Below are 13,912 nucleotides of genomic sequence, written 5' to 3'. Positions count from 1 at the left end.
TTCGATGGCATTGGTACTGAACGAAGAGCAAGTAATGCTGCGCGACGCGGCAGCGGGTTTCCTGGCCGAGAAGGCGACCATTGCACACTTGCGGGATCTGCGCGATTCCGGCGACGAGCATGGCTTTGATGCTGAGGTATGGCGGGAAATGACCGAGATGGGCTGGGCGGGTATCGCTATCCCGGAGGCTTTTGGAGGCTTGGGATATGGGTACACCGGGCTGGGCCTGGTACTGGAACAGGCCGGCCGAAACCTCAGCGCCAGCCCACTGCAGTCCAGTGTGCTGGTGGCTGCTACGGTGATCGGTGAATTGGGTAGCGCCAGTCAGAAGGAGGCTTTGCTGCCTGCCATTGCTGCGGGGGAAACGCTGGTATCGCTGGCTTTGCAGGAGGCACCGCACCATGCACCGCTGCACTGTGCAATGTCTGCGTCAAAGGCGGGGGATCACTTCATTCTCAGTGGAACGAAGTTGCTGGTCATGGACGCTCCCGCGGCCGACGCATTTATCGTCCTTGCTCGCACCGCTGGTGCGCCGGGTGATGATGATGGTCTCAGCGCTTTCCTACTGCCGGCAGAAACAGAGGGCTTAACAGTTGAGCCCGGTAAAATGGTAGATTCCCGTGCCTATGGCACCCTGACCCTGACCGATGTGAAGGTAGCAGAGGATCAGCTACTGGGTGATATCGGTCAGGCCAGCAAAGGCCTCGGTCACGCCCTTGATATTATTAATATCGGTCTGGCCTCGGAGTTATTGGGGCTGTCTGCCGAGGCATTTGAGCGAACCGCGGAGTATCTGAAGGAGCGCAAGCAGTTCGGTCGTGTCATTGGCTCATTCCAAGGGTTGGCCCATCGCGCCGCAGAATTGTTCGCTGAGCTTGAGCTGGCGCGTTCTATTGTCCTGCAGGCGCTGCAAAAAATAGATGAGGGTGAGCCAGATCTTGCGCTTTATGCCAGCGCGGCCAAGGCCAAGTTGTGCGAGGTGGCGCAACGTGCGACGAACGAAGCGATCCAGATGCATGGCGGTATCGGAATGACGGACGAGTACGAGATCGGTTTTTTTATTAAGCGCGCACGCGTGGTGCAGCATTTGTTTGGTGATTACAACTATCATTTGGATCGCTTTGCCCGCCAGAGCGGTTTCTGAGGAGCGTGCTCCGGGGGTTCCACGATTCATGAAATCAGATATTGCAGCCTACGAGGAGGCTATTGCCAGCCTGACCGCGTCTGGGGGAGGGTTTGAGCTCAACTCAGTGATGCTCGACGGAGTGGAGTACCGTAATTATGCGGTTATGCCCGGCAGTCTTCGCGACTACTATGCCGTGATGTTGAATCATGCGCATAAGGATTTTGCGGTGTATCAGGACGAGCGCTTTACCTTTGCCGAAGCTCACCAGCACGGGGTGGAATTTGGCGCTGCACTGGTGCAGCGCTATGACGTTGCCAAGGGTGACAGGGTGGCGATACTCAGCCGCAATAATCCCCAGTGGATGATGGCTTTTATGGGTGCCACCTCGGTCGGCGCAGTGGCGGTTCCGATGAATGGTTGGTGGACGACCGAGGAGCTGGATTATGGTTTCGCCGATAGTGGTGCCAAGGTTGTGGTGGCAGACCGCAACCGCATAGAACGCTTGATGCCATTGGTTAAAAAACATGGGCTCCAGGTAATTTCTATCGACGATTGCACTGGCCTGGCCGTCGAGCATACGCCGTTTGCCGAGTTGCTGAGAGCCTTTGAAGGTGCGTCGCTACCTGTCGCCGATATCGCCCCCGATGATCATGCCACGATAATGTACACCTCGGGTTCCACGGGTAATCCCAAGGGCGCCCTGTCCTCTCACCGGGGTATTCTCTCTGCGATTTATAGTTGGATGTGCTGGGGCATAGCAACCAAGATGGCGGGCTCTCAGGAGCAGCGCGCTGAGGGCCTTGCGCCGTCTGCGCTGGTGACCGTGCCATTGTTTCATTGTACCGGCAGTCACTCGGCCTTTTTATTGTCGCTGGTTGTCGGTCGCAAGATGGTGATCATGCATAAGTGGGATGCCGAGGAAGCCTTGCGTCTGATCGAAGAAGAGAAAGTAACCTGGTTTAATGGCGTTCCCACTATGTCTGCCGAACTGCAGGCCGCGGCGGAGACGACGGAGCGGGATGTTTCCTCGCTGACCGAAATCATGGCAGGCGGCGCGGCGCGACCGCCCGAGCAAGTGAAGAAAATCACGGGTACCTTCAAGAAATCGGCGCCCGGTATAGGGTATGGGCTGACTGAAACCAATGCATTGGGTACGCTGAACGCGGGCTCTCATTACATCGCGCGCCCCGGCAGTGCCGGGCGTCCGGTGCCTGCAGTGACCGATTTTCGCGTGGTGGACGTGGCCGGTAAACCACTGTCGGTGGGTGAGCACGGGGAGATCTGCATCAAGTCCCCATGCAATGTACTGGGATATTGGAACAAGCCAGAAGCTACGGCTGAGGCTTTTGTGGATGGTTGGTTTCACACCGGTGATGTTGGATACCTTGATGAAGATGGCTTCGTATACATTGTCGACCGCATCAAGGAAATTATCATTCGCGGCGGTGAAAACATCAGCTGCATTGAAGTAGAGGCAGCTATCTACGCCCATCCGGATATTCAAGAGGCCGCCGTTTTCGGATTGCCCGATGAACGGTTGGGAGAAATTGTAGGCGCCGCGGTGGTTTTGCGGGAGGGTGCGGAGCTCGATCAGGGCGCGTTGCGTCATTATCTTGAAGATCATCTGGCAGCCTTCAAGATACCCCTGCACGTCTGGTTCCGGTCTGACGCCCTGCCGCGCATTGCCTCTGGAAAGATTTTTAAACGTCAGCTAAAAAAACACTACACTAAAGAAATGGATGCTGCGCGTAAACGCCAAGCGTGATTCGCGGCAGGCAGTTTGGGTAAAAACTAAACAGGAGAGTGGCAATGGACCTTGGAGTGAGCGCGAACGTGGCGCCGTTATTGGCGGAAGTAAAGCAGTTTATAGATGAAGAAATCCGCCCAGTCGAGGCCGAGTACTTCGGCGATATCGACGTTGGCGATCGCTGGGAATTTACCAGCCGCCAGACAGAGATTATGGAGGGCTTGAAGGGCAAGGCAAAGGCAAAAGGGCTGTGGAATTTTTTTCTCACTGATGGTGATTCCGGCTCTGGCCTCAACACGGTGGAGTACGCTTATCTCGCCGAGGAGATGGGTAAGTCCCATATGGCGGCTGAGGTTTTTAATTGTGCCGCGCCAGATACGGGTAATATGGAAGTGCTGCACAAGTACGGTACCGAGGCGCAGAAGAAGCAGTGGCTTGAGCCGTTGCTTAACGGTGAGATCCGCTCGGCGTTTTCCATGACAGAGCCCGGTGTCGCGTCATCTGATGCTACCAATATTTCGACATCCGCCGTGCTCGATGGGGATGAGTGGGTCATTAATGGCGAGAAGCATTATGTTTCGGGTGCGGGTGATCCGCGCTGCAAAATCATGATTGTTATGGTGAAAACGGATCCAGATGCGGCAAAGCATGTGCAACAGTCACAGATTCTGGTGCCCACAGACGCGCCTGGATTCGAAAACATTCGTCCAATGAATGTTTTCTCCATGGACGACGCGCCTCATGGCCACATGCATCAGAAGTTCGATAACGTGCGCGTACCGAAAGACAATATGATTCTTGGTCCCGGTCGTGGGTTTGAAATTTCCCAGGGTCGCCTGGGGCCAGGCCGTATTCATCACTGCATGCGTGCCATTGGGTCTGCGGAAAAAGCTCTTGAATTATTGTGCGAGCGATCACTGTCACGGACCGCCTTTGGCAAACCTCTGGCGCGTCTGGGCGGCAATATTGACATCATCGCTAATGCCCGTATGGACATCGAGCAGGCGAGGTTGCTTACTCTGAAGACCGCCTGGATGATGGATAATGTTGATCCGAAAGAAGCGCGCGTGTGGATTTCCATGATCAAGACTGCCGTGCCGAACATTTCTATCCGTATCGTGGATGAGGCCATTCAGGTGTTTGGTGCGCTGGGTGTCTCGCAGGACACGCCTTTGGCTACCATGTATATGGGTCAGCGCACCCTGCGTTTGGCTGATGGCCCGGATGCGGTTCATCGCATGGTTGTGGGTCGCAATGAGCTTAAAAAGTATATTGATCAGCCCGCTGTCAGTGCCACTTCCCGTGACGGTTGAGAGCGCAAAAACGTTATAAGAAGTGTTGTTTGTTTTGTGTCATGATAAAAAGGAACGTAGTGCCGGAAAAGTCATATCCTAAAACAATAAGCAAAGGATTTGTCGCATGTTGATTTACAAGTGCAGCCCTACCCAAAAAGCCGTCTTGTTCGGCCTGCTTTTCGTGACGCCGCTCTCTTGGGCGGCTGAAAGAGCTGGAGTCCTGGAGGAATTAATTGTTACCGCGACCAAGCGGGAGACAACATTGATGGATACTCCAGCTTCTATCAGTGCTTTCGATAAAGATACGCTGACGCAATTGGGCATCACCGGCAGCGAAGACCTTGTAGCAAACACGCCATCTCTTTCGATTACAACATTTCGGGTGAGTATCCGAGGCGTGGGTCGTCCCAACCTGGCGGTCGGCTCGGAGCCCGGCGTTGGCATATACTGGGACGGGGTCTACAACACCGAGAATGGCATTTTCAATTATTCCGAATTCATGGACATTGAACGCATTGAGGTTTTGCGCGGTCCCCAGGGAATCCTATACGGACGCAATTCGATTGGTGGCGCAATCAGCTTCATTAGTAAACGCCCCAACGCGGAGTGGGGAGGAACCGCTACGGCACAGCTAACCAGTTATGACGGCAGACTCATACAGGGCATGGTCAGTGGTCCCGTGACCGACAAGCTGAGTGTCCTGGTGGGTGCATCGTATATCGCACGGGACGGTCTGCAAAAAAACACATTCAATGGCAAAAAGTACGGCGAACAGGACACGCCCTACGGGACAGTGAGCTTCGAGTACCAGGCGACTGATCGTTGGAACACGACCCTTAAGGTCATTGGCCTTGATCGTGATTATAGGCAGGACAATGGCTACATTTTAGACCCCTTTTACCGTGATCTTACTGAGACGGTTAGTGACGTCGATTCGGGAAGGTCGCTCAACCTGCCCGGCATGTTCCCTGCGCAAAACTTTGTCAGCATGCGGCAGGGTCTGGAGATCGAAAACCCCGCAGTACGGGATGAGGACAAGGTCAAACAGGATCGCGATCCTCGCCTGGAAAATAAAAGATGGGCCACATTTCTTAATAGCGAATACAGCGCAGACACCTTTACGTTGAAGTATACGGGAGGCTACAACCGGTACTGGTTCGACAGTGTCACCGATGCTGACGCGAGTGCAACAGAAGATTCCGGTTTGGACTGGAATCAGATTACGGCGCTTGGCTTGCCGGTCGCAACCCTGCCTGGGTTTCCAGGTGTAGAGGTCACCCCGGCCGACATGACCTTTGAGGTCGATCAAAAAGCCCGGTTTTCGTCACACGAATTGCAGTACTCATCGGAATGGGATGGTGATTTCTCGCTCTTGGGAGGCCTTTATTACTATCACAGTGATGAAGATCAACTGGTGACCTTCCGTGAATGGAACGATGATCTCATGGAGATGTACGAGTATATCGTTGTACTCGGTCAGGCCGCGGGCGCCGATGTCAGCAACGTTGTCAGTGACGACAATTACCTCTACCGAGGCGAGGCGAATGTGGATACGCGATCCTATGCGACCTACGGGCATTTGTCTTGGAATTGGCGGCCAGACACGGTGTTATCGGCGGGCCTGCGTTACTCTTACGATGAAAAAAAGGGCAATGACAACACGTTTGTGCAATACGTAGGCGATCCCGACGACCCCACGGTGTATCGCGCAGCAGATGACGACTGGGATAAATGGACGTGGCGGCTGGGCGCCGATCACTTTATCGACGAGGACCAGTTCCTTTATGCGTTTATTGCCACGGGCTATCGATCAGGCGGTTTCAACTTTCAGAAACCGTCAGCCAGTACGGACGTAGACGAGGTAAAGCCAGAGGGAATTATCTCCTATGAGGTGGGCTACAAAGGGTCTTTACTGGACAACCGACTTAACGTGAGCACGAACTATTATTACTATGACTACACAGATTTACAGGTGATCAAGCAGGATGTAGAAAATGGCATTGCGCTCAATACCTTTGAGAACGCCAGTGACGCGCGCGCGCAGGGAATCGAGCTAGAGGCAATGGCTCTGCCTACGGCTAATATTTTGCTCGGCTTGAACTATTCCTGGAACGACTCTGAGTTCAAAGATTTCAAATCAAAGGATGCGAACGCTTGTACGCTGGGGCCCTATTTCGAGGGTAGAACTCAGGCTCCGTTGTGCGTCGATGAGCAGGATCTCAGTGGCAACGAATTTGCCTTGATGCCAGAGCACAAGGTAACGTTCAACGCGACGTACTTCTGGGAAATGTTTGACCTGGGTTGGTCGGTCACCGGTAGCTATTACTATCAGGGCGATCAGTGGATGTCTCCGTTCAATAACGAACAGTATGACAAGGTCGAGAACTGGGATCGCTGGGATGCCCGCCTCAATGCGGGTGCGCTCGATCAGAAGTGGGTTGCCACGGCGTTCGTTAAAAACATCACCGACGACAGAGAGATCATTGTTTCGGGTCGACCTAGCACCGTTACGCGCAACAACGGGGTATCGCTGACAGACCCTCGCATCTTCGGTGTCCGGTTCACTTATAACTTCTAACGTCTAAACGCTACAAGGCGCAGCGAACAAGCGCATCAGGCGGGTCGGACTCCACGCTGTCCTGCGACTTTGCCGGTGGCCCGCACGCCTGCCGCCAGCCAGTGCCTGAGCTGGTTTCGCCCGGGATTCCCCGCGTCTGGCCCGGCTGGAGAAGGTCATGTGCAAGGCCGTGTTCCACGCCATAAAATACTTGTACGAACTAATGACATACTGTATGTTCAAAACCCTTTTTAGCGGGTGATTCAGGACCGCATGCCGTGACGCCGCTACCGGGCTCTCCGGCAGAGAGAAGTGACACACTCCGGCATATTTGCGGCGCTCGCATCTACACTTTGGCGCTTCTGCAGAGGCCCAAACTTACGAGGACATACTCATGGCAATAAAAGTCGTACCCAAGGAAGAAATGCTCGATGCGATTGGTACCAAGTTCGAGCCAGGCGAGTGGATTGAGGTAGATCAGTCACGCATCAACACCTTTGCGGACTGCACCGAGGATCACCAGTTTATTCATGTGGATGAAGAGGCCGCAAAGGCGACGCCCTTTGGCCAGACCATCGCACACGGCTTCCTGACTTTGTCGCTCTTGCCGAAGATGTGTGAAGGCAATGGCATCGTGCCCGAGACTGTGCTCATGGGGCTCAACTACGGATTTGACAAGGTGCGCTTTCTGGCGCCGGTAAAGTCCGGTAAGCGTGTGCGGGCTAACTGTGAGGTAGCCAACATCACGCGCAAGGAAGGAGACCGCTTCTTAATCACACAAGCGGTGTCAGTAGAGATCGAAGGCGAGGATACCCCCGCACTGGTCGCAGAGTGGCTGACCATGGTCGTGGCCGGTTAAACGGTCGCAGCGTCTTACTTAAGCTAAGAGGATTGAAACAATGTCTATTCGTTATGACGGCCAAGTGGCCATTGTTACAGGGTCCGGTGGTGGGCTCGGTCGTTGTCATGCTATTGAGCTGGCAAAACGTGGTGCAAAAGTGGTGGTCAACGACCTCGGCGGCAGCGTCGACGGCTCTGGTGCCGGTTCGGACGCCGCGCAGGCAGTGGTTGCGGAAATTGAAGCGGCCGGTGGCGAGGCGATGGCCAATGGCGCCAATGTGGCGAAGTACGATGAGGTCGAGGCCATGGTCAAGCAGGCAGTCGACAAGTGGGGCCGGGTAGATATTCTGGTAAACAACGCCGGTATTCTGCGCGACAAGAGCTTCGCCAAGGGTACGCTGGACGATTTTGGTCTGGTGCTGGACGTACACCTTATGGGCAGTGTCAATTGCACCAAGGCCTGTTGGGAAATTATGCGCGAGCAGGCCTACGGCCGGGTAGTGGTCACTACGTCATCGTCAGGCCTTTACGGCAATTTTGGCCAGACCAATTACGGCACGGCTAAAATGGGTGTCATTGGTATGATGAATACGCTCGCTCAGGAAGGTGCCAAGTACAATATCAAGATCAATGCCCTTGCGCCGACTGCGGCGACCCGCATGACAGAGGGCTTGATGCCTGAAGAAGCACTCAAGCTTCTCACTCCGGAAACAGTGACACCAGCGGTTTTGTTCATGGCCAGTGAAGATGCGCCGACACGCACGGTAATCGCTGCGGGTGCGGGCAGTTTCGCTGTGGCGCGTATTGTAGAGTCCGCGGGTAAGTGGCTGCCAGAGGATGAGCAGACTCCGGAAGGTATTGCTGCCCATTGGGACGAGATTGCCGATACGGCGGGTGAAACCCAGCCACAGATGGGAGCAGAGCAGACCGTGAAAATGGTCGGCCTTGCAATGGAAGGCCTGGGTATTAAGCAAGATTGATTCATTGATGATGATGGTGCCCTGCGGGTGCCCGATTGCGGAGACAGAAAAATGACAGAAGCAGTAATTGTATCGACGGCGCGTACTCCAATAGGCAAAGCCTATCGAGGCGGTTTTAATAATCTCGCAGGGGCGACATTAGGGGCGGCCTCTGTGTCAGCTGCGGTTGAGCGTGCGGGTATTGATCCGTCTCGCGTCGACGACGTGATCATGGGTTCAGCGCTGCAGCAGGGCGCCACAGGTTCTAACATCGCAAGGCAGGTTGCCCTGCGTGCGGGCCTGCCCGACACGGTGTCCGGCATGAGCCTGGATCGTCAGTGTTCCTCGGGCCTGATGGCGGTGGCAACCGCGGCCAAGCAGATCACTGAGGACGGTATGAGTGTAGTGATCGGCGGCGGACTCGAGTCCATCTCGCTGGTACAGAATGAACACATGAACCTTCATCGTATGGTCGATGAAGAGCTGCTCGCGATCGAGCCCAATATCTTTATGCCCATGTTGCAAACTGCTGAAGTGGTTGCAGAGCGCTACAACATTCCGCGCGAAACGATGGACGAGTATGGTCTGCAGTCGCAGGAGCGCACTGCCGCTGCTTATGCCGCAGGCAAGTTCGCCGACGAGTTGACCCCGGTCACCTGCAAGCGCACCGTCTGGGATAAGGAAACTGGCAATGCCTCTGAAGTGGAATCTACTGTAGAGGCAGATGAGGGTCTTCGTGCGACGACTGCTGAGGGTCTGGCGGGTCTCAAAACGGTTCAGGAAGGTGGCACGATTACCGCGGGTAACGCGTCACAGCTTTCCGATGGGTCTTCTGCTCAGGTGCTCATGGACGCCAAACTTGCCGAGAAAGAAGGCCTCGAGCCGCTCGGTATTTATCGCGGTATCGCGGTTGCCGGTTGTGCGCCGGACGAGATGGGTATCGGTCCTGTTTTTGCTGTACCCAAGCTGCTCAAGCAGCATGGCCTCAATGTGGATGACATTGGACTCTGGGAACTGAACGAGGCCTTTGCTGTGCAGGTTATCTATTGCCGCGATCAGTTGGGTATCGATAATGACAAGCTGAACGTCAACGGCGGTGCCATCTCAATAGGTCACCCCTACGGCATGAGTGGCTCGCGCATGGTGGGTCATGCCTTGATCGAAGGCAAGCGCCGCGGGGTCAAATACGTGGTGATCACCATGTGCGTCGGTGGCGGTATGGGTGCCGCGGGACTGTTCGAAGTCGCCTGACCGGCGACTGGCTAACACGGCGCCCTTGGGCGCCGTTGTTGTTTCAGGGGCAGCAAAACCGCTGCACTCTTACGAAGGGAAATACATATGAAAGCACTAATTTGCAGTGAGCTTGGCCTGGCCGAAAAGCTGGAACTGGCGGGTGACTGGCCCGCCCCCGAGGTCGGCGAGCACGATGTTGCTATCGATGTGAAAGCGGCGGGGCTCAATTTCCCCGATGTACTTACCATTCAGGGTAAGTACCAATATCAGCCGGAGATGCCCTTTATTCCCGGCGGGGAGTGCGCTGGGGTCGTGACGGCTGTAGGTGACAAGGTCAGCCGCTTCAAGCCTGGCGATGAAGTAATATCCATGGGCGCCTCTGGTGCTTTCTGCGAAAAAATCGCCGCCAACGAGTTTTCTGTATTTCCCAAGCCCAAGGCACTCAGCTTTGAGCAGGCGGCAGGTATCAGCATCACCTATTTCACCACGTATTATGCCCTCAAGCAGCGTGCCAATCTGCAGCCAGGTGAGTCCCTGCTGGTTTTGGGTGCCGCCGGCGGCGTCGGCACCAGTGCGATCGAGTTAGGTAAACTGATGGGTGCGAAGGTGACCGCCTGTGCCAGCACGGACGAAAAACTTGAAATCTGTAAACAGCTGGGTGCAGACGAGCTCATCAATTATTCCGACATAGACCTCAAAGCGGTGTTAAAGGAGGCGTCGGGTGGACAGGGCTATGACGTGATCTACGATCCCGTCGGGGGCGATTATGCCGAGCCCGCAATCAGGAATTTGGCATGGAAAGGACGCTTTCTGGTCATCGGGTTTGCCAGCGGGCCTATTCCGAGTATTCCCCTCAATCTCGCTTTGCTCAAAGGCGCGTCTTTTGTCGGCGTATTCTGGGGTCGCTTCACCGGTGAGGAGCCGGAGGTCAATATGCAGAACATCAGCGAGCTTACCGAGCTATTCGAGAGCGGCAAACTCAGCCCTCTGGTCACTGACTGCTTTCCCATTGAGCAGTATGAAGACGCCTTCAACTGCATGATCGAGCGTCGTGCTCGCGGCAAGGTCATTATCACCATGTAGGAGAATTGGCGTTATGTCCGGTTTTGAATTCAACACCGTCCCGCGAATCGTGGTGGCGCCCGGAGCGAGTCAGCAGCTTGCGGCGGAACTGTCAGCTCTGGGGGTTTCCAGGCCACTGCTGGTGACTGATCCTGGCCTTGTGTCTATCGGGCTGATCCAGCCCGTGGCGGACACGCTGGCGGAGGCTGATGTCACCGCGGTGCTGTTTGATCAGGTGCGCGAAGACCCTCCAGAGCACACCGTGATGGCAGCCGTCCAACTGGCGCGCGAGTCCACTGTCGACGGTGTGCTGGCGGTGGGCGGCGGCAGTTCTATGGATGTAGCAAAGGTGGTTGCGGTCCTGCTTGGCGGTGATCAGCCGCTGCAGGATATCTACGGGGTCGGGCAGGTCAGCGGTGGACGACTGCCGCTCGTGTTGGTGCCCACAACCGCGGGCACCGGTTCGGAGGCGACGCCGGTAGCGATTATTACCACCGGCGAAACTACCAAGGCGGGGGTTTCTTCGCCGGTTCTTCTGCCCGATGTGGCGGTATTGGATGCGTCCCTTACATTGGGCCTGCCGTCGGGTGTGACCGCAATGACGGGTGTCGATGCGATGGTTCACGCGATTGAGGCCTACACATCAAAACACAAGAAAAATCCGCTATCGGATAATCTGGCGATCAATGCATTAACGCTGCTTTCAGAGAATATTCGCACCGCTGTCCATAAGGGTAACGATGAGAAGGCCCGCGAAAATATGCTACTGGGTGCCTGTCTTGCCGGACAGGCATTTGCCAACGCGCCGGTGGCGGCGGTGCACGCTCTGGCCTACCCACTGGGTGGCCGCTACCATATACCCCACGGTCTTAGTAATTCCCTGGTGCTGCCTTCGGTGCTGGAATTTAACGCTCCGCAGGCGAGCGCGCTCTACGGAGAATTGGCGGAACTGGTGGTTGGCAAACCGGTGACGGGCAGCGATGAATCCAGGGCAGCGTCGTTGGTCGCGGCGCTGCGCAAGCTGATTAACGATGTCACCCTGCCGGCGACTCTGGCTCAGGCCGGCGTGAAGGAAAGTGACCTTGAGATGCTTGCTGAGGATGCCATGTTGCAGCAGCGCCTGCTGGTGAATAACCCGCGGGAGGTCAGTTACGATGATGCTCTGGCTATTTACCGTGCGGCCTACGGAGAGACAGCATGAGTAAGTCTTTATTGCCATCTCGCGAAAATTACAAGGTGTTTTATCCGATAACCACGCGCTGGTCCGACAATGACATTTATGGTCACGTTAACAATGTGGCCTATTACTCCTACTTTGACACCGTGGCGAATCAATACCTGATCGACGAGGGCGGCATGGATATCAGCGACGGCAGGGTGGTCGGTTATGTGGTGAATTCTGGCTGTGATTACCACTCGCCTATCACCTACCCGGAGCGTATTGAAGCTGGCCTGCGGGTCGATAAGCTGGGGAATAGTTCCGTGCAATACGGGATTGGTATCTTTCGGGAAGGAGAAGACAATCCTGCCGCGCACGGCCATTTCGTGCATGTTTTTGTTGAGCGCGCCGTGAACCGCTCGGTGCCCATACCTGCATCGCTGCGTGCCGCGCTGGAAAAAATCAGCTAACAAGCCTGCTCTGGACTTTTGGATGTTTGCGTACCGACGGTGGCTGCCTTGTCAGCAGGAAGGGGGGTCAACCAGTGCCGCGCACATTTTTTGTCACAGGTCGAAACGGTGCTTTATTCATTCTTCTGTGTTGCGCTGCCAGACAAACGCGTGTCGGTTGATGTTCATCCTCCGACAAGCGCTTGTAGGCATCGGGCTCGTGCCGTATTACTTGAGTTCTGACGATGATTTCTCCAGTACGCGCCGCGCAACAATAAGCTGCTGAATTTGCTGGGTCCCCTCAAAAATATCGATAATTTTGGAGTCCCGGGCAAATTTCTCCAGCAAGTGCTGCTCGCTATACCCCAGGCTCTGACAGAGTGCCACACAGCGCAGAGTAATGTGGTTGCCCACACGTGCGGCCTTGGCTTTACACATTGAGGCTTCTTTGGAATTGGGCATCTTGTTGTCTGCCATCCAGGCGGCTTTGAGCACCAACAGGCGACCTGCCTGCCACTCTGCTTCCAGCTCGCTTAACTCGGCTTGAATCGCATTCAGGCTGATAGGCTTCTTGTCGTAAAGCAGTTCAACTCCCTCTTCCTTCAACAGAGCCTGCGCCATGTCCAGTGCGGCACGGGCCACACCTACTGCCATAGCGGCGACCGGCGGGCGGGTGTTGTCGAAGGTTTGCATCACGCCGCCGAAGGCTTTTTTACGGCCCTCCGCGTCGGTGGCGACTTCTGCACTGCCGAGGATATTATCCTTTGGGATACGGCAGTCACTGAAGCTTATGGCAGCAGTATCTGAGGCACGAATACCCATTTTGTGCTCCAGTCGGGTTACCTCGCAGCCTGGCGTACCTTTCTCAACGATAAAGGATTTGATGGCGGCTTTGCCCAGTGATTTGTCCAGGGTAGCCCACACGACGAGCGTATCGGCTCGATCACCATCGGTGACATAAATCTTTTCGCCATTTAAAACCCACTCCTCGCCATCGAGCACCGCTGTGGTGCTGATATTGGCTGAGTCGGAGCCGGTGCTCGGCTCGGTAATGCACATGGCAGCATAGCTGCCTCCGTACTTTTCTACCTGCGCTGGCGTGCCCACTGCTGTGATGGCCGCGTTGCCCAGACCGCTCCCGGGCATGCCAAGGAACAAACCCACGTCACCCCAACACAAGCCAAACAGTCCGACAACCGAGCCCATATTGCCGCCGTTCACCACCGTGCCGTCCGCTGCGGGTTTCTTGCTTTTGCCTGTGGCGGAGGCCCGGTTTCCGGCAATGAGTTTGTTTACCTCTTCCATTTCTACGGGGTAGGTGTGCTCCTCTTTGTCGTACTTACGCGAGTAGGGGCGCATCATGTGTTCCGCCAGCATCATGACCTGAGCAAAGGTTTCTTCGTGCTTGTTTGAAAGTTCCAGATTAATCATTGTTTTGGTTCCTGTGTGATCGTGTCTGAGTGAGAAGTTCTCAACCCGGTCTCA

At 55.3% G+C, this 13,912-nt stretch carries 11 protein-coding genes; 10 read left to right on the top strand and 1 reads right to left on the bottom strand.

The features are described 5' to 3' along the window. The first annotated feature begins 4 nt into the window (after window positions 1-4). The 10 genes from EYC82_RS10425 (at window position 5) to EYC82_RS10380 (ending at window position 12,448) form a co-directional block, all read left to right on the top strand. Window positions 5-1,144 (top strand): acyl-CoA dehydrogenase family protein, encoded by a 1,140-nt coding sequence (locus tag EYC82_RS10425; RefSeq protein ID WP_279249466.1) that lies wholly within the window; start codon window positions 5-7, stop codon window positions 1,142-1,144. A 28-nt stretch (window positions 1,145-1,172) separates the two neighbouring features. Further along, window positions 1,173-2,891, top strand: coding sequence for a class I adenylate-forming enzyme family protein (locus EYC82_RS10420; RefSeq protein WP_279249465.1), 1,719 nt, complete (start codon window positions 1,173-1,175; stop codon window positions 2,889-2,891). Window positions 2,892-2,935: 44 nt separating this feature from the next. After that, entirely contained in the window at window positions 2,936-4,186 is a 1,251-nt protein-coding gene (locus tag EYC82_RS10415) for an acyl-CoA dehydrogenase family protein (RefSeq protein WP_279249464.1), read from the top strand. Window positions 4,187-4,292: 106 nt separating this feature from the next. Continuing rightward, window positions 4,293-6,746, top strand: a complete 2,454-nt coding sequence (locus EYC82_RS10410) for a TonB-dependent receptor (RefSeq protein ID WP_279249463.1) — start codon at window positions 4,293-4,295, stop codon at window positions 6,744-6,746. A gap of 373 nt (window positions 6,747-7,119) precedes the next feature. Next, complete coding sequence (locus tag EYC82_RS10405) at window positions 7,120-7,584, top strand: MaoC family dehydratase (RefSeq protein WP_423243905.1); 465 nt, start codon at window positions 7,120-7,122, stop codon at window positions 7,582-7,584. 40 nt (window positions 7,585-7,624) lie between these two features. After that, the gene (locus EYC82_RS10400; RefSeq protein WP_279249462.1) at window positions 7,625-8,545 is read left to right on the top strand and encodes an SDR family NAD(P)-dependent oxidoreductase; all 921 of its coding nucleotides are present in this window, start codon (window positions 7,625-7,627) and stop codon (window positions 8,543-8,545) included. A gap of 51 nt (window positions 8,546-8,596) precedes the next feature. Then, window positions 8,597-9,775, top strand: coding sequence for an acetyl-CoA C-acyltransferase (locus tag EYC82_RS10395; RefSeq protein WP_279249461.1), 1,179 nt, complete (start codon window positions 8,597-8,599; stop codon window positions 9,773-9,775). Window positions 9,776-9,862: 87 nt separating this feature from the next. Continuing rightward, on the top strand, window positions 9,863-10,840 hold the full coding sequence (locus EYC82_RS10390) for an NADPH:quinone oxidoreductase family protein (protein ID WP_279249460.1): 978 nt from the start codon (window positions 9,863-9,865) through the stop codon (window positions 10,838-10,840). 13 nt (window positions 10,841-10,853) lie between these two features. After that, window positions 10,854-12,020 carry an iron-containing alcohol dehydrogenase gene (locus EYC82_RS10385; RefSeq protein ID WP_279249459.1) on the top strand — a complete coding sequence of 389 codons (1,167 nt, stop codon included), beginning with the start codon at window positions 10,854-10,856 and terminating at the stop codon, window positions 12,018-12,020. After that, entirely contained in the window at window positions 12,017-12,448 is a 432-nt protein-coding gene (locus EYC82_RS10380) for an acyl-CoA thioesterase (RefSeq protein ID WP_279249458.1), read from the top strand. The genes EYC82_RS10385 and EYC82_RS10380 overlap by 4 nt, the downstream gene beginning before the upstream one ends. Window positions 12,449-12,655: 207 nt before the next feature. Here EYC82_RS10380 and EYC82_RS10375 read toward each other — a convergent pair whose 3' ends face one another. Continuing rightward, complete coding sequence (locus EYC82_RS10375; protein WP_279249457.1) at window positions 12,656-13,858, bottom strand: acyl-CoA dehydrogenase family protein; 1,203 nt, start codon at window positions 13,856-13,858, stop codon at window positions 12,656-12,658. Window positions 13,859-13,912: the final 54 nt, after the last annotated feature.

Origin of the sequence: Candidatus Marimicrobium litorale, from assembly GCF_026262645.1 — a bacterium.
GTDB lineage: Bacteria > Pseudomonadota > Gammaproteobacteria > Pseudomonadales > Halieaceae > Marimicrobium > Marimicrobium litorale.
This window is presented reverse-complemented; position numbering and strand designations above follow the sequence as displayed.

Bases quoted from the DNA above. Each gene is read 5' to 3' on its own strand.
- EYC82_RS10425 (WP_279249466.1), top strand. From the start codon at position 5: ATGGCATTGGTACTGAACGAAGAGCAAGTAATGCTGCGCGACGCGGCA.
- EYC82_RS10420 (WP_279249465.1), top strand. From the start codon at position 1,173: ATGAAATCAGATATTGCAGCCTACGAGGAGGCTATTGCCAGCCTGACC.
- EYC82_RS10415 (WP_279249464.1), top strand. From the start codon at position 2,936: ATGGACCTTGGAGTGAGCGCGAACGTGGCGCCGTTATTGGCGGAAGTA.
- EYC82_RS10410 (WP_279249463.1), top strand. From the start codon at position 4,293: ATGTTGATTTACAAGTGCAGCCCTACCCAAAAAGCCGTCTTGTTCGGC.
- EYC82_RS10405 (WP_423243905.1), top strand. From the start codon at position 7,120: ATGGCAATAAAAGTCGTACCCAAGGAAGAAATGCTCGATGCGATTGGT.
- EYC82_RS10400 (WP_279249462.1), top strand. From the start codon at position 7,625: ATGTCTATTCGTTATGACGGCCAAGTGGCCATTGTTACAGGGTCCGGT.
- EYC82_RS10395 (WP_279249461.1), top strand. From the start codon at position 8,597: ATGACAGAAGCAGTAATTGTATCGACGGCGCGTACTCCAATAGGCAAA.
- EYC82_RS10390 (WP_279249460.1), top strand. From the start codon at position 9,863: ATGAAAGCACTAATTTGCAGTGAGCTTGGCCTGGCCGAAAAGCTGGAA.
- EYC82_RS10385 (WP_279249459.1), top strand. From the start codon at position 10,854: ATGTCCGGTTTTGAATTCAACACCGTCCCGCGAATCGTGGTGGCGCCC.
- EYC82_RS10380 (WP_279249458.1), top strand. From the start codon at position 12,017: ATGAGTAAGTCTTTATTGCCATCTCGCGAAAATTACAAGGTGTTTTAT.
- EYC82_RS10375 (WP_279249457.1), bottom strand. From the start codon at position 13,858: ATGATTAATCTGGAACTTTCAAACAAGCACGAAGAAACCTTTGCTCAG.